At 45.5% G+C, this 15,891-nt stretch carries 12 protein-coding genes; 8 read left to right on the plus strand and 4 right to left on the minus strand.

Going from position 1 to position 15,891, the window contains the following annotated elements:
* Positions 1–415 precede the first annotated feature (415 nt).
* From QUA34_RS16935 to QUA34_RS16950, 4 genes are all read left to right on the plus strand, one after another.
* On the plus strand, positions 416–1,981 hold the full coding sequence (locus QUA34_RS16935) for a hypothetical protein (RefSeq protein ID WP_333388424.1): 1,566 nt from the start codon (positions 416–418) through the stop codon (positions 1,979–1,981).
* 82 nt (positions 1,982–2,063) lie between these two features.
* Positions 2,064–2,630 (plus strand): hypothetical protein, encoded by a 567-nt coding sequence (locus QUA34_RS16940; protein ID WP_333331227.1) that lies wholly within the window; start codon positions 2,064–2,066, stop codon positions 2,628–2,630.
* Positions 2,631–3,321: 691 nt separating this feature from the next.
* Entirely contained in the window at positions 3,322–4,677 is a 1,356-nt protein-coding gene (locus tag QUA34_RS16945) for an ATP-binding protein (RefSeq protein WP_333331224.1), read from the plus strand.
* 527 nt (positions 4,678–5,204) lie between these two features.
* Positions 5,205–6,581, plus strand: coding sequence for an ATP-binding protein (locus QUA34_RS16950; protein ID WP_333388429.1), 1,377 nt, complete (start codon positions 5,205–5,207; stop codon positions 6,579–6,581).
* A gap of 217 nt (positions 6,582–6,798) precedes the next feature.
* Here the strand turns inward: QUA34_RS16950 and QUA34_RS16955 are convergent, their stop codons facing one another.
* On the minus strand, positions 6,799–7,578 hold the full coding sequence (locus QUA34_RS16955) for an ion transporter (protein WP_333388432.1): 780 nt from the start codon (positions 7,576–7,578) through the stop codon (positions 6,799–6,801).
* 46 nt (positions 7,579–7,624) lie between these two features.
* Between QUA34_RS16955 and QUA34_RS16960 the strand changes: the two genes are divergently transcribed.
* The 3 genes from QUA34_RS16960 (at position 7,625) to QUA34_RS16970 (ending at position 10,579) form a co-directional block, all read left to right on the plus strand.
* Positions 7,625–9,361 carry a pentapeptide repeat-containing protein gene (locus QUA34_RS16960; protein ID WP_333388434.1) on the plus strand — a complete coding sequence of 579 codons (1,737 nt, stop codon included), beginning with the start codon at positions 7,625–7,627 and terminating at the stop codon, positions 9,359–9,361.
* Positions 9,362–9,601: 240 nt separating this feature from the next.
* Positions 9,602–10,159 (plus strand): hypothetical protein, encoded by a 558-nt coding sequence (locus QUA34_RS16965; protein ID WP_333388437.1) that lies wholly within the window; start codon positions 9,602–9,604, stop codon positions 10,157–10,159.
* Between the two features lie 75 nt (positions 10,160–10,234).
* A complete protein-coding gene (locus QUA34_RS16970; RefSeq protein ID WP_333034736.1) occupies positions 10,235–10,579 on the plus strand; it encodes an NAD(P)H-quinone oxidoreductase subunit M in 345 nt (114 codons plus the stop codon).
* 236 nt (positions 10,580–10,815) lie between these two features.
* On the opposite strand, the gene QUA34_RS16975 is transcribed toward QUA34_RS16970, so the two are convergent.
* Positions 10,816–11,172 (minus strand): hypothetical protein, encoded by a 357-nt coding sequence (locus QUA34_RS16975; protein ID WP_333331211.1) that lies wholly within the window; start codon positions 11,170–11,172, stop codon positions 10,816–10,818.
* 91 nt (positions 11,173–11,263) lie between these two features.
* The gene (locus QUA34_RS16980; RefSeq protein ID WP_333388440.1) at positions 11,264–11,440 is read right to left on the minus strand and encodes a hypothetical protein; all 177 of its coding nucleotides are present in this window, start codon (positions 11,438–11,440) and stop codon (positions 11,264–11,266) included.
* Positions 11,441–12,327: 887 nt separating this feature from the next.
* Here QUA34_RS16980 and QUA34_RS16985 point away from each other — a divergent pair.
* Complete coding sequence (locus tag QUA34_RS16985) at positions 12,328–14,637, plus strand: protein phosphatase 2C domain-containing protein (RefSeq protein WP_333388443.1); 2,310 nt, start codon at positions 12,328–12,330, stop codon at positions 14,635–14,637.
* A 311-nt stretch (positions 14,638–14,948) separates the two neighbouring features.
* On the opposite strand, the gene QUA34_RS16990 is transcribed toward QUA34_RS16985, so the two are convergent.
* Entirely contained in the window at positions 14,949–15,644 is a 696-nt protein-coding gene (locus QUA34_RS16990) for an LPS assembly lipoprotein LptE (protein ID WP_333213497.1), read from the minus strand.
* Between the last annotated feature and the right edge of the window lie 247 nt (positions 15,645–15,891).

Consider the following 15,891-nt stretch of genomic DNA (forward strand, 5'->3'; position numbering starts at 1 on the left):
ATTAAATAATTAGCGATTTGAGATGTGAGATTAAATTAAAAATCTAAAATCTCAAACAGTGTTGGACGCAAGTGGTATAATTGTAGGGTGCTCTACTGTCCTCAAAGCCTCTCTCTATCGAGCAATTTTTAGCTCGGAGGCAGCCTAAAAGGTAAAATCTCAAATTTCGCATCTCCACTCGGTTGATACTGTTGGAAGTGCCGCAGACTCCACGGATTTAAGCTCGTGAGTTTAGTTCAGTCCTGGAGGCACACACACTTTCAAAAACCGAGTTTTTTACCAACATATTTCGTTGCAGCCCTTTTTGCTGGTAAAAAAAACCGTTTCAGGGGGTCGGGAGTACGCCCAAGACAGTAAAATTTAAGAGGGAAAATTTGGCAGTTGATTTTCAGCAGAAAGTAGGAGAGAAAGATTTGTGAGTATTTTTAAGAAAAAAATTAATCCTTCACCCTTCGCTATTCTGCCATTCCAACAGCCGATCGACCGCACGGCGATCGTCCTCATGCTAGTGCTGAGCTTCTTAATAGGGCTGCTGCTGCTGAGCGGCGATCGCACAGCACCCAGAGTGCGAGAATTTACCTGGGAAAACAAACAAATCGGCGCCGAAGATACCGGCTTTATCCTCACATTCTTTCGGCCGATGAACCAGCCCACCGTCGAGGAAAACTTAAAGCTAGAACCACCCCTCCCCGGTAAATTTAGTTGGGCGGGAAGACGCATGGCTTACACCCTCAAAGATCCAGCACCCTACGGCGTTACCTACACAGTCAAACTCGCCGGAGCAACCGATAAGTATTTTGGAGAAAAAAACCAAAATAAAGGAACGCCCATGCAACCGTTTAGCAGTTCCTTTCGCAGCCGCGATCGAGCTTTTGCTTACATCGGTGTCCAAGGCGAAACAGAAAGCAGATTAATGCTAGTCAATCTCAGCAGCAGCGACTCAAAACCCATACCCCTCACTCCCAAAGATTTAGTTGTCACCGATTTTAAACCTTATCCCGACAGCGATCGCATTTTATTCTCCGCCACAGATCGATCGATCGCCCGTACTCGTGGCACTCTAAATCAAGAACTATTCACAGTCACCACCGGTCTCAACCCCCAATCGGACTCAGGAACTCAACAAAAATACCCAGCCGGTAGAATCGACAAAATCTTAGACTCCAAAGATTACCAAAACCTCAAATTCGACCTCTCAGCCGACGGAAAAATCATAGTTGTCCAGCGCGTCAACCGTCGCAATCCCGGCGATTTCAGTCCTTGGATTGTGGAAGAAAAACAGGCGCCCAGACCCTTGGAAAATGAACAAGGCGGAGATTTTATGATTCGCCCCGACAGCAAATCCATGGTAATATCTCAAAAACAAGGATTAGCGATCGTCCCCCTCAAACCCGAAGCAGATCCAGTAGAATTTTTGCCAAAATACGAACAAGTATTGGGAATGGCCCGCGACAACTCTGCCGCCGCCTATGTTAAATACAACAGCGACTTTACTCGATCGCTTTTCATCTTAGATAACCAAGGTGTAGAACAAGAAATATTGCGTATTCCCGGCAGCATTATGGCCGTTTATTTCGACCCCCGCAAAAACCAAGACAACCAAGTTCAGCGTCTCTACTGTTTGTTAGCCCAACGCCTCAAAACAGAAAGCTACAAAGAACAGCCTTTCATCGCCACCATCGACCTCAAAAAAGAGGGTACTCGTTTGGTCGGAACCATCAAACCGCTGCTGATTTTGCCCAACCAATTAGATACCCAAATCAGTTTATCTCCCGACGGGCTGGCATTAATTTTCGACCAATCAGTCACAGCAGCAACTCCCTCCGTAGCAGACAGTCCCCGCAACGATAGTGGACAGTCCATCGCCACCAGCCGCCTCTGGCTGCTACCCTTAGTAGAAATACCCGCAGACGGTTCTCGCGCAAAAGTACAGCCAGAAGAACTTCCCTTTGCCGGCTATCACCCCCGCTGGCTACCATAAATCAATTTGAGATTTGAGAACGCACTGCTGACTAATGACTGGTGACTAATCTAAAATCTAAAATCTAAAATCTAAAATCCTTATGACTCCCGAAGAAATTAGCAATACCCTTAAAGACTTATTTGGTGACAGTGTTGAGATGCCTGCTGCCACTTCTTGGCAAGTAGAAACCCCCAATTTTCGCCTGTTAGTCCTCCTTTCAGAAGACGGGAGTTGGCTGCGGATTTTGCTGCCGATCGCCGATGCCCAGGAAGCTCAACCATTTTTTGATAAACTCCTAGAAGCTAACTTTGACACCACCCTGGAAACTCGCTACGCCTTACATCAAAACGTTTTGTGGGGAGTATTTCAGCACAGTTGTGCCACACTCGCGGCCGCCGATTTCTCAGCCGCCGTCGCCCGAGTGCTAGCTTTGCAAGAGCGAGGTTTGTCCGACTTTTTCGGCGGTTTGATAGAAAGCCGCATCCGTCAAATCATCAAAGCTGCGAAGGCGCAGGGACAGTCTGTCGAAACCACCCTTCAGACTTTAGACCGTTTCTACGCAGAGGGATTGATGGGTGAAATGGAACTAGGGCGAGAGTCTAGCGAAAAAACTCTCGCCGCTTGGCGGTATCAGCTAGAACGCCTCTGGCCGGAGGTGGAACCCTAAGAGAATTGGAGATTGCTGATTGGAGATTGCAGATTGCAAAAAACTGATGACTATCGAGGTTCGGAAGTTGCCTAAAGTTGCATTTCTTTTGAGTGGTATAGCAACCGCTGCCGACGCTTAGGATGTTCTTAATTCCACAAACCCTTGGGGAACATTGCTTCTTCCTTCTCTCGCGACGATAACTAAAGCCTTCCATCCGTTACATTCGGTTACATCCGAAGAAAGCGAATCCGTTGCCGAACTTCCTTTGGCTAGGGCCCTAGTCTTGACAATTGGAGCCTGTAAGCCCCTTGGACAATGGCTAATCCGGGCCCTCGAACCCTCACAGGATGCCAGTATATTCACTGATAACCCGCTCGCGGTTCTCCAATTCCCTTCTATCACTGGAAAAATGGTATAATTTATCACAATAATTAGTTATAAATATTAAAAATTTTCGGAAAACACCCGATCGCAGGTATATCATGGTAAAAAGTTTACAGCAGAGATCAGTAAGTTCCACAAAAGCTTCGATCGTTTAATATTGACTTAGAAACAAAATCTTTAGGAGACAATGCTACTGGGATCGGGTTTTCCCATCGGGTGCTGTTGTAATTTCACAAATTAGCAACTACCCGCTACCAATTACCAGTTACGAATTAATAGCAACTTAAGTTGTTCATGAATACAATTTTTAACAGGGGTTTCATCTATGTTTGCTGTGCGTGAGACTAGCTCGGAGTTATCAGTGTTGCATATACCTGAATTTTGTACTTGGAACATCTCCTTAGAATCAACTCTCCTAGACCTGCCACTCTCCAACTGCCAAATTGAATTAACTCAACAGGCAAAAGAAGTAGCCAAGGCTTTTGAAGAAAATTCAATGCTTCCCGGCGTCATTTTGACAGATAGTGGTAATTTTGTCGGCATGATATCCAGGCGTCTCTTTTTTGAAAAAGTTAACTGCCGCTACGGAGTAGAAATGTTTTTCAAGCGACCAATAGAGGTGCTGTACAAGTTTGCCAAGCCAGAGGAACTCGTACTTCCCGCCAGTAAATTAATAGTAGAAGCCGCCCACGAATGTCTTTACAGATCAGCAGAATTAATTTACGAACCCGTAGTAGTGGAAATAGCCCCCCAGACCTACAAGCTGTTAGACGTACACCAATTAATGGTCGCTCAATCAAGAATTCACGAATTAACAAATAAGTTACTCCACAAACAAACCGAAGCCAAACTCATCCAAACCGAAAAAATGGCGAGTTTGGGGAGGATTGTAGCAGAAGTAGCCCACGAAATCAGAAACCCGCTGAACTGTATTTGGGGAAATTTAACTTTTCTGCTGTCCTATTTTGAACACTTGCTTCAGCTCATGTCGGTTTATGAAGAAGAATATTCGGCACCCTGTCCCCGAATTGATGCCCTTAAAAAAGAAATTGAATTTGATTTTTTACAAGAAGATTTGCCGATCACCTTAGAAGGGATGGAGTTGGGAGCCTCACAATTGCTAAAAATAGTTAACGGGCTCCACCACTTCTCTCACATGGACGAGACAACACCAGCCGAGACAGACATTCACGAATGCGTGGAGATGACGCTGTTAATTTTGAAAAACCGCTTTAAAAACAGCATAGAAGTGGTAAAAAATTACGGCGAACTGCCCCTAGTTAGAGGCTACTCCGGTCAGTTGAGTCAGGTGTTTTTGAACTTGTTAGTTAATGCTCTAGACGCCCTGACAGAGTACGCAGCCGATCGCGAAATACAGACCCAGTGCGGGGACAACTGGCAGCCCCAAATCGAAATTACCACTAAAGTGATAGAAACCGAACACGGCAAGCGAGCCGCAATTTGCATTGCCGATAACGGGCCAGGCATTCCCCCAGAAAATCACCAGCAGATATTTGACACCTTTTTTACCACTAAACCAGCAGGCAAAGGCAGCGGTATGGGGCTGGCTATCTGCCATCAAATCGTCACAGAAAAGCACGGCGGCCAACTCAAATTGCGATCGCAACCAGGTAAGAATACTGAATTTGAAATTCTCCTGCCTATAGTTGGCACAACATGATTAACTTAAGAATATTCTCGGTTGTTCGCTCCTGCGGTGAAGTGATAGGCTAGCTTAGTAGTAGGTTCTCAATTCACCGAAGAACGAGACGGAACCCCTGGCTTTAGACACCGGGAGGAAGTCGGCTTCGGTTTCAACCGCCTTCAATATTTCTTTATACAACTGATTGAAAGGTTGTTTTAGAATTAGATTGTAAGTAAAACAACCATCTACGTGTTGAAACACTCTAGTATCGGAGAAATCCCGGCACAGTGAGCCACCACACTCCTTGAGGAGTAGTAAGCCTGTATAACTGACAAGTAATGGCAGAGTGTGAAGCGTACCTATCTGGCATTGTGATGGATTATGAAAGCAAACACAATTTAAAAGTAAGCGCAATTGCAATACCCTTTGTAGGGGTAGTTGTTTTGAGTGTATAGAGGTGCTTTGATAACGCCTTTGAGAGTTTTCGGATTCATTCAAGAATCCCCGTGGCTTCAGCCCTGGGGAGTATCAATTTCCCAGCGTTTCGGCAACTAAAAGTTCCAGTGGCAAATAAATTCAGTTCCAAACTCCTTGGCCCTTCAGTCTCCGAAGGCAGCCATCAAGACCTTTCGCTAGAGTCTACCCTCTGGGATTTGCCCCTGTATGACTTTCAGGTTAAATCGAGCTGCTTGGCCGTGGCAGTTGCCGAAATGTTTGAACAGCATCCCCTAGTGCCGGGGGTCGTCTTGATGGAAGCAGGAGAGTTTGCTGGCATGATATCCCGCAGGCAACTGCTGGAATATTTGCTCAAACCCCAAGGCCCAGAGCTATTTTTGCACCTGCCACTAAAAGTTCTCTACAGTTACGCTCGCGTCGAAATATTATTGGTGGCAGAGAGTACAACCATTTTGGCAGCAGCCCCACAAGCTCTGCGTCGATCGCCCGAATTGCAGGCAGAACCGATCGTCGTCCAAATAGACTCCCAATCTTACCGCCTCTTAGACCCTAATGCACTAAACATCGCGTACTGGCAAATTCGTGGCATAGAAACTCAAGTCCGCTACGAAAGAGCCCAAACTCAAATGATTCAAAGCGAAAAAATGGCTAGTTTAGGGCGTTTAGTCAACGGAGTAGCCCACGAAATTTTAGATCCGGTAGGCTTTATTTGGGGGAATTTAACCTACGTCAGCGACTACAGCAAAAACTTGATGGAATTGCTCTCAGTTTACGACGCATACTGTACTGACCCCCCGCCGGAAATAGCACGGCTCAAAGAAGAGATCGACTATGACTTTTTGCAAAACGATTTCCTCCGAACTGTTGCCAGCATCAAATCTGGTGCAGAACGTTTGAGCAAGTTGGCAACCAGTTTGCAAAACTTCTGCCACATCGACGATATTTATCCCAAACCCACCGACTTGCACGCCAACATAGACAGCATACTTTTGCTGCTCAAAAGTCGTTTGACTAGGGAAATCCAAGTAGTGAAAAACTACGGCTACCTGCCACCAGTGCCATGCTATGCAGGACAGCTAAACCAAGTATTTATGAATATCTTGACTAATGCTATTCATACATTAATTAATGAAGCAGTCGGTCAAGAATTGGCAAAAGAGTTCAAAGGTGGAGGACTCCGAGATGCCGATCGCCAGCCTAAAATTGAAATCACAACTCAAGTCTGCTGTCCCGAACCTGCGCCGGATTTAGACAAACTTCATGTTCGCTGGGTTTCGATTTGCATATCAGATAACGGGCCAGGAATGTCACCTAGCAAGTACAAAAAAATCATAGAATCATTCTCTACGGAAAAACGCGCCCTCAAAGAAACCAGTTTAGCAGTTAGCTATCAAATAGTGACGGGCAAACACGGCGGTGCGTTCAGAATGCGATCGGAGTTAGGCAGGGGCACTGAATTTGAAATTTTGTTACCATTAGCTTAAAGAAGTCAGTAGTCAGTAGTCAGTAGTCAGTAGTCAGTAGTCAGTAGTCAGTAGTCAGTAGTCAATAGTTATTGGTTATTAATTATTATGAAAAATACTGCTACATATAAATTAGAGGCAATCTTCTGTAGGGAAACGGCAATGCTGTTTCCATACCTGAAAAGTGCTGTAACAGTCAACAGTCAACAGTCAACAGTCAACAGTCAACAGTCAACAGTCAACTATTATCTAATTGACTGCCGCACATTTTACAAAATCTAGCATTAGCATCGTGTACCGACCAACCGCAACCTTTACAAACAGCTTCTCCGTGATTAGCACTTTTAACTAAGTGCTTAATCAAGTCCCCCAATTGCCAAGGAATCAGAGCAATTCCCGTCAAAATCATCAAAATAGTCAGAAAACGGCCGGATTCCGAAATCGGAGTAACATCGCCAAATCCCACCGTGGTCATGGTGACAACCGAGAAATAAACAGCATCTAAAAAAGTTCCAAAACTTTCGGGATTTGCCGGATGTTCGACTTGATAAATCAAACCCGAATAAACAAAAATTATTGCCAGCAAAGTAAACAAAATCCGAGCAAAAATCGCCCCATCTTCGCTGCTGATGCGGAAAATAGAAATTTTCAATTCCAGAAAACGGATGAGTCGGAGAATTCTAAACCAGCGAAAAATGCGGATAAAACTAACGTTGACAAATCCCAGCAAAAATGGTACTATTGCCAGCAAATCAATAATTGAAAAAAAACTAAAAATAAATTTAACTCGATTTTCGGCACACCATAGTCGCAATAAATACTCAAACACAAAAACAACTAAAAGCGCTGTATCGAGAGTTTGCAAATTAATTCTAACAGTTTCTGAAATCGGGTAAGTTTCGGCGATGAAGCTGGTCGAAGATAGGAGAATGAGTCCGGTAAGAGTTAAATTTACGGTTCTGCCAATTGGGGTTTCGATGTCTTCGAGATAAAATCCAATTTGCGATCTGGTGAACATAGATGAGATAATTAATACCATTTATGAGATAAGGGAATTATCGCATATGAGTATCGAATTAACTAAGGGTGAAAGGTTCAATCTTTCTAAAGAAACTCCTGATTTCAGTAAAATTGCGATCGCCCTGGGGTGGCAAGTCAGCCAGAAAGCACAAAACTGCGACATTGACGCATCAGTTTTTATGTTAGCGGCGGACGGTCGCATTCCTGATGAAAAGTATTTTGTATTTTACAACAATCTGACATCACCGGACGGTTCGGTGCGGCATTCGGGAGACAGCAGAAATGGACAAATTGAGGGAGATGATGAGACGGTTTATCTGGATTTGAGTAAAATCAATGCGGCTATTCAGGAAATTGTGTTTGTGGTGACTATTCACGACGGACAGGAAAAAAATCAAAGTTTTAGTCAAGTTGAAAATGCTTTTATCCGGCTTTACAATTCAGAGAGTCTTGGCGAATTGGTTCGGTACAATTTAAATCAGATATTTTCGCAAGAAACGGCTTTAGAATTTGGACGGTTGTATAAGAAGAACGGCGAATGGAGGTTTCAGGCGGTTGGACAGGGATATAATGCTGGGTTGCAAAGTTTTGTAGACAAGTATTATGTTGAAAATGCGGTTGAGAAAAGCTCGAATGCTGGTGAGAAGGTTGATGATGCTGAGGTTTTGAGGCAGTTTAGCGATCGGGTCGATCGGTTATTGCGCGAAGAGGCGATCGAGGAGACACCGATTCCACTATCTAGCGAAGCGGTAGAACAGCCGGCTGCTACTCCTGTAAATGCGGATACTGTGGAATCTCAGGAAGAGGAAAAAATAGATGATTCTGCACTAGAAAATCTGGAATCCGTTATCAGTGGTGAGGAATTTTGGAAACGGTATGAAGACGGAGAACGCGACTTTACAGGGATTAACCTAACGGGAGTGGATCTAAGTGGCAAAACTCTCGACTCTAATGTCAGTCTAAGTCAAGCAAACCTCAGCAGTGCCAATCTAGCAAATGCCAAGTTGATTCAAGTAAATTTGATTGGATCTAACTTGCAAGGCGCAAATTTGAACTCAACAAACTTGCAAAGTGCGGATTTGATTGAAGCTAACTTAAGTGGGGCTAACTTAACTAAGGCAATCTTGTATTATGCAAGACTAATTCAGGCAAATTTGAGTCAAGCCAACTTAAGTGAAGCAAAGTTAGATAAGGCAAACCTGACTACAGCAAACCTCAGTAGAGCTAACTTAACTCAGGCAAGTCTAGGTAGTGCTAACCTGACAGGAGCCGATTTAAGCCAATCGAAGGTAACTAAAGTCAACCTTAGTGGTGCCAACCTCAGTGGTGTTAACTTAACAGGGGTAAGTTTGACTGGGGTAAACCTTCAAGGAGTTAACCTTAGTGGCATGAATTTGAGTGGGGTAAATTTGACTGGCACAAATCTAAGCTATGCCAAGTTGATTGGGATTAACTTAAGTGGAGCAAGTTTGAGTGGGGCAAACTGTTTAGGCGCTAACTTGGATGGTGCTAACCTCACAGGGGTAAATTTGATTGGGGTAAACTTACAGAGCGTTAATCTGAGCGGGCAAAACTTGAGTGGCTTTAATCTGTCTGGGGTTAACCTACATTATGCAAACTTAAGTGAAGCAGACTTACATTCTGCAAACTTGTGTGGGGCAAATTTGAGCTATGCAAACTTAGAGAAAACTAACCTGAAGGAAGCTAAACTGGTTGGAGCAAATCTGGACTATGCAACACTCACAGGTGCAATTATGCCAGATGGCACAATTCACGAATAAATTCGATCGCCAATATTAAACAGCAAGGTGGGCAATGTATTGGTGTGAATTTAACCGAAAGTCCGCCAGGGAATGAATTCCCTGGCTAATAGCAAAAGTCCTCTGAAGAGGACTAATGAGTTCTTCAGTCCTCTTCAGAGGACTTTTGCTATGAGGCAGGGGTTTAAACCCCTGCCGGACTGAGGGAAATAGCGTTAAATTGACACCAATGGTGTGCATCGCCCTCCATAAAAATAAAGTATGATGAGTGTGAAATATCAAATACATAGATTGTCGATGAATGAATCTGACACAGAAATTATAGAATCGACCCTCAGATGGATGACGGAGTTTGTCGAGCTACCGCATCCAGTTTTCAGCGATTTACCGATTTGTCCCTTCACTAAAAAAGCACGCTTGGCAAATCAAATTTTATTCAAAATCGAGCGGTTTTCAGCGCTGACTGAGTTCGATCGCGATTCTGCCATAATGAAATTGATTTATGAATTTTACAATTCCGACTTGGAAATAATGGTAGTAATTAATCCCGAAAAAACAGCAATTACTGCGCCAGAAACTAAAGAATTGATAGACAAACTCAATAATCAGATTTCAGAGTTGGGCTTGCTGGCTTTTCACATTCATCCCGAAGAAGATTTTAATATTGACGGGCTTCATACTAGGAGGATGCCGTATCCGGGCTTCACGGTTCAAGTAAATTCTAAGCTGAAGCCAGCTTCCGATGCTTTAGAGAAAACTGAATATTACAAAAATTGGACTGCCGAACAACTAAAATATTTCGGGATTCCGAGAAATTGACGATCGCCCGCCCTCCCCGCGCATCTCTGTGCCATTACAATAAACTCAGCAAAAAATCTTTACACATAAGAACTCATGCAGCTTAAGTCAACAACCCGCCATATTCGCATATACACCGCCATCCTCGAAGATAACGAACTCGTACCCAGCAATGACCTTTTGACCCTCGACATTGACCCAGATAACGAACTTAACTGGAACGACGAGTCAGTCAAACAGGTATATGCCAAATTCGACCAACTCGTAGACGCATACGAGGGCGAAGACTTGACCGAGTACAACCTCCGCCGCATCGGTTCGGAGTTGGAACACTTGGTACGATCGCTCTTACAAAAAGGCCAAATCAGCTACAATCTCAACAGCCGCGCTGTCAACTACAGCATGGGATTGCCTCAAGTGGATGCCAAAATTCACCTGTAACGGCGATCCTCTTCGAGGGCTTCGCTAACGGGCGATCGGCATTTATGTCAACTTAAGATTGAAACCCATAATAAAGGTCGCTTGTAGCTGAGTTTTGATCCCTCCTACTCCTCTTAATCAGGGGAGTACGGGGGAAAAAGAGGGTTATGTTTCGTCTCTGGCTTTGGGGATGGAGGGAGATTTAGACTGGGATACAGAGGAAAGGTGGAGATGGGGAGAATTGGGAAAATCTGCTTTTATTCTTCTTCCTGCTTCTTTCTGACTCCTGACTCCTGACTTCCGGCTTCTTCCTTCTTCCCACTGCCCTCAAACTTCTCCCCCGCCTCCCCAGCATCAACCGGAGAATTAGGAACTCGATCGCGTTCCAAAAACTGTTTAACTGCAAGTTGGCGGTTGGTCATAAACTGACCCCAAGCGCCGGGAAACAGCCCATCCAAGGTTTCCACCAGCGCCCAAACCTCAAGATTCATCACTTTGTAATAAAAACTGTGAGAATGTTGAATGCTAGTGAGTATTTCGTCTATTTCAACTGCCGGCAGTAGCTTCGGATCGGACAAATTCTTGGGAAAGGCGCTGGGCTCATGTGGGGGCATGGTTAAATACTCAACAGCTTGCAGAGGCCGGTCAGTCGATTTGAGATTTGAGATTTGAGATTGACTCCACAGATGAATCTGGGGGCTTGAACTAATATCTAATTTTTTTGGCTTTCCACGACTCCTGTCGGGGGCTGGCATCCGCCAGTCGATTTGAGATTTGAGATTTGAGATTTGAGATTGACTCCACAGATGAATCTGGGGGCTTGTATCCGTCTTTGGGTAGGGTTAAATTTAACTTCTCTTGCAAAACAAGGGCGCGAGGCATAGATGACCCTTCGCGAGAAAACCGAGCATTGATATTTATTTATACCTGTCGGCTCAGGTGATTTCTACCTAGCTGCATCATACCATTAGAGTTAGTCTAAAATTTCAATTCCCTTGAGTGCTGCGATTTCTTCGGAAATTGCCACTATCAGGAATATGCTGAAAACAGCGTCAGAAACCTCAGCCTAAAGGCGTGAGGCTTGAAAGAGAAATCTAACAGGCCATTCTGACCAGACTAAGCTTTAAATAGCTACGTTATTTAGGTCACGACACCCTGGGATGCGAAGCTAGTCCCTTGCTCTGTCGCTAGTGGTTAAACAGTCTTAAGGTCACTGAGACAGTGCTGCTAGCCTAACAAGCCTTTATAACTTTGTCGAAGCTAACTTTACCCCAGAAATGGGAGTTTGGGGCAACCATTTCCCAAAAATCGGAGAGGTTGCATTAAATTCCCTCTCCGACCCCGAAAGGGGATTTAATTCAATGTAAAGCCGTCCTATAAGGACGGGGCTTCAGCCCTCCGCTTCGCTCCGCCCAGTTTTTTGGTGATTTCCAGCCGATGACTGGGGTGTGGCGCGATCGTCTAACCCTGAAAGCTCATAGCAAGATTCATCCGGCCGTCAACAAAATGGTAAACTGTTCGTGTCAGTACAAGACATTAAAACCTACCCCTAGACTGGGGGAAAGTCAGATATCACTACGCACACAACAGTGGAAACGTGGTGAGCCCGGGAACCTGAAAAATCAGGATATTAGGACTGCGAAGTCTTAAGAATCTGCGTCTGTTGAGAAAGCGGGGGTGTCAAATAATCGCCACGTATCAACCCGTCGAGGTTCAATCGCTAAAATAGTTCAGATCAGCACGCTTGCCCAAAGGCGTCAGGAACCCTTATGCAAAACTCTGTGGCAAAACACTACTTATGGGCTTTAGGTGAAGGGATCAAAGGGTGTAAGCCAGGCGATCTGATCGCTGGTCGCTACTTGGTCAAGCGCGATCGACTTCTTGTCGATACTCAACCCGAACACTTGCCGGAACTGCCCGAAGAGATTCCGAGTGTTGTCACTCCTTATCTGAGACTGTTTGCCTATCAGTTGCACGTACCTCAAGTATACGGCCTGGTATCGTCCAAGATGAGCAAGCTATCGGGAGATATCTGGCTACTGGAAAACGCGCCTATTTTGAAGGTGACGGAATCTTTAATGCCGGAATTGGCGGACTCCTGGAAAGGAGCAGCAGCAATGCGCCAGCTCAATTGGCTGTGGCAAATTGCCCAGTTGTGGCAGCCTTGTATCGCTCAGGGCGTGGCTTCGACGCTGCTGACTCCCGAACTGCTACGGGTGGAAGGGCAATTGGTGCGGTTTCTGGAATTGCAGCCCGATCGCAAACCGCCTCATTTGTCACAGTTGGGGAAATTGTGGCAGCAGTGGCTCGAAGATGCTCACCCAACTATTGCCAATTTTTTGAGGCAACTTTGCCAGCAAATGGTTGCCGGTCAAGTGCGCCACGGCGAACAACTGATGGGCCAGTTGGATAAAGCTTTGGCAAAGTGCGGCCGATTTTACGATCGTCACGTTGAAATTGCCACGGGCACGGATGTAGGCAGATCCCGGGCTCACAACGAAGATGCTTGCTATCCGCCCAGCGGTACGCTGTTCGCAGGAAACCCGGGTGCGGAAGCTTGCGCGATCGTCTGCGACGGTATCGGTGGACAAGACGGTGGCGAAGTCGCTTCGGAAGAAGCAATTGGTGTGCTGCGCGACAAGTTGCAGCAAATGCCCCTGCATCAGGCTAATTGGGACCCGTTGAGCCTGACTTCCAAGCTGGAACGGGCGGCTTGTGCTGCTAACGACAAGATAGCCAGTCGCAACGACAGCGAACACCGCCAAGGCCGGCAGCGGATGGGAACTACGCTAGTTATGGCTTTAGCCCACATTCACGAGCTCTACGTCGCCCACGTCGGAGACAGCCGGGCTTACTGGATTACCCGCACCGGCTGCTATCAACTTACTCTCGATGATAATGTGGCTTGCCGCGAGGTGCGTTTGGGCTACTCTCTCTACCGGGATGCTTTGGAACAAGTGGCCGCCGGAGCTCTGATTCAAGCTTTGGGGATTACTTCGTCCAACACTCTGCACCCGACTGTACAGCGTTTTCCGGTGGATGAAGACTGCGTTTTGCTGCTGTGTTCCGACGGTTTGAGTGATAAAGACCGGGTTGAGGAATGTTGGGAAGCGGAGATTTTGCCAATTCTCGACGGTAGCATTAGTTTGGGTAAGGCGCGCGATCGACTGATTGAGATTGCTAATACTAGAAACGGTCACGATAACGTCACTGTTGCTTTAATTCACTGTCAAGCACATTTGAGGGAAGACGGCAATACTTTTACAGAACTGTCTGTCGCACCTTTAGATACGCCGATCGAACTAATTTCCGATAGCGAGGATATGCCAACGGATTTGAATGGGCCCACAAGCCTTGGCGGTACGAATTCTGAAGGAAAAACGCAGTTGTTACAGCCGGAAAAAAGCAAAAGCCCATTTTCGCTGCTGCTGAAAATTTTATTTTTATTAGGCTTGGGGGGTGTATTTGCTTATTTTTTCATCCCTCCGGTGGGTCGCGCGATCGATACTGCCGGGGAGTCGATTTTCGGGAAACGCGGTTTAATTAAAGCTGGAAAGACGCCAGAGAAAACAGTTGAATCTGTAGCTTCTCCGGTCAAATCTTTAGAAACAGGCTCGTTTATAGAGATTAAAAGTTCTGCGGCTGGGGAATTAGGAAAAGAGGGCGATGGCTTGGATTTGCGAGGCGCAATCGGTGAGTTGACTGTCAAAGGAACAGTCCCTGCCGGCAGCGTTTTGCAGGTGACAAACAAACAGCTTACGCCTCAAGGCAATTGGCTGGAATTGAAAGTTTGTTCGATTCCTGAAATAGTGCGATCGAACTCTCCCAAACCCGAGTCAAATAAAGATTTTTCTACAGTTTCAAAACCGACACTGAATCCATCTCCCGCTGTGGCAAATCCCTCGCCTTCCCCGCCAGTTAAGCCAACAGTTGAAGTAGAAAGCGCCAAGCTGCAACCGGGGGAAATCGGATGGATTCAAGAACAAGATGCCATTTCTAAAGTAGTCTCTAACCTATCCTTAAACCCAACTCAAAAGGGGAAATGTGTTGATTCTGACTCAAATCCAAATGCTAATTAAACTGTTAATGCTTGAGTATATTTATCTAAATTGATAGAGTTTAGTAGAAAGAAAAATGCAGATTGCTAAACAAAACTAAGATTAATATCATGTCCGGTCGAGCGATCGCGATTTTTGTAGGGGCCGGTGAGCCAGCAGTACCTGGCAATAATTAACAATCCCAAAAACCCGCCCCGACCGGGATATTATGGTTAATCGATCGGACATGATATAACTGATACCATCGGTGGTCAAGTAGCTGGCATAATTTTAGATTTGAGATGGGAAATTATTAAATTACCAATCTCAAATCTAACAAGGCTTCAAAATTGCTAACCTAATTTGTTAGATACTTCTGCCAGTTTAGTCACCATTTGGGATACGGCTTTGTCAACTGCCGCGCTCAAAAGTGAGTCTTCATTGCTGCTGCCAGAATTGCTGCTGATACCTCTGACAGAAATATTAGAATCGCTTTGATCTGCTTCTCCTACCGCTTTGGCTGTGGCAAGAATATCTCCCGAAGCTGTACCGATTAACCGCACATCTATTTGAACGGTAGCTTTGGTTTTTTGTGAACCCGCACCGATTCCCATGAAACTGCCACCGCCGGATTGTTTGTCGATATTAAACTTGGTAATGGTGCCGATGAGTACGGCGTCAACTCCTAATTGTTTGCCAATTTCGGCTGCTGTCCCGGCATCCATCGCGCCGCTGCGATTTTGCTGTTTGAGCACTTGTTCGAGTTTGCTACGATCGACTACTGTATAAGTGCCGTTGTTGACGAGTTCGTTGATCAAGAGTTCGCTGATACCTTTGGCGGCGCCGACTCCCCTGTAGGAAGTGTAATAGCTGTTGGTGGGGCCGTAGTCGAAGTCCATGACTACGAGGCGCTTTTTGGCAGTTGCTTGGGCGAGTTGGGTTGCGGGTTCGGTGGTGGCTGGTGTGGCGATCGCATTTACTGAAACGCCTGCTAGCATTAGGGTAGCGAGGGAAATGCTGGTTAAGCGAGATATGGTGGTTGTTTTCATAAAGCTTACCTCACAGTTGTTTTGTGCCAACTCTAGGATACTTTACGGAACAGCCCGATTTGACATACCCCTGCCTAAAGGCGAGGGGATTCTTGATTCGCAGGGATTCCAATGAATTTACTTGCAGGCAAGCATCTTGACCGTATGCCCTACGGCTGCAAGTCCTCTAATTAGGGTTTGCTGAATAATTGATCGCAGACCACTAGCAGGAGCGATCGATATATTCAAGGTGAGTTAAATATAAGTT

The organism is Microcoleus sp. POL10_C6 (assembly GCF_036701585.1).
Lineage (GTDB): Bacteria > Cyanobacteriota > Cyanobacteriia > Cyanobacteriales > Microcoleaceae > Microcoleus.

Bases quoted from the DNA above. Each gene is read 5' to 3' on its own strand.
- QUA34_RS16980 (WP_333388440.1), bottom strand. From the start codon at position 11,440: ATGCCTCGCGCCCTTGTTTTGCAAGAGAAGTTAAATTTAACCCTACCC.
- QUA34_RS16955 (WP_333388432.1), bottom strand. From the start codon at position 7,578: ATGTTCACCAGATCGCAAATTGGATTTTATCTCGAAGACATCGAAACC.
- QUA34_RS16940 (WP_333331227.1), top strand. From the start codon at position 2,064: ATGACTCCCGAAGAAATTAGCAATACCCTTAAAGACTTATTTGGTGAC.
- QUA34_RS16975 (WP_333331211.1), bottom strand. From the start codon at position 11,172: ATGCCCCCACATGAGCCCAGCGCCTTTCCCAAGAATTTGTCCGATCCG.
- QUA34_RS16965 (WP_333388437.1), top strand. From the start codon at position 9,602: ATGATGAGTGTGAAATATCAAATACATAGATTGTCGATGAATGAATCT.
- QUA34_RS16960 (WP_333388434.1), top strand. From the start codon at position 7,625: ATGAGTATCGAATTAACTAAGGGTGAAAGGTTCAATCTTTCTAAAGAA.
- QUA34_RS16945 (WP_333331224.1), top strand. From the start codon at position 3,322: ATGTTTGCTGTGCGTGAGACTAGCTCGGAGTTATCAGTGTTGCATATA.
- QUA34_RS16990 (WP_333213497.1), bottom strand. From the start codon at position 15,644: ATGAAAACAACCACCATATCTCGCTTAACCAGCATTTCCCTCGCTACC.
- QUA34_RS16985 (WP_333388443.1), top strand. From the start codon at position 12,328: ATGCAAAACTCTGTGGCAAAACACTACTTATGGGCTTTAGGTGAAGGG.
- QUA34_RS16970 (WP_333034736.1), top strand. From the start codon at position 10,235: ATGCAGCTTAAGTCAACAACCCGCCATATTCGCATATACACCGCCATC.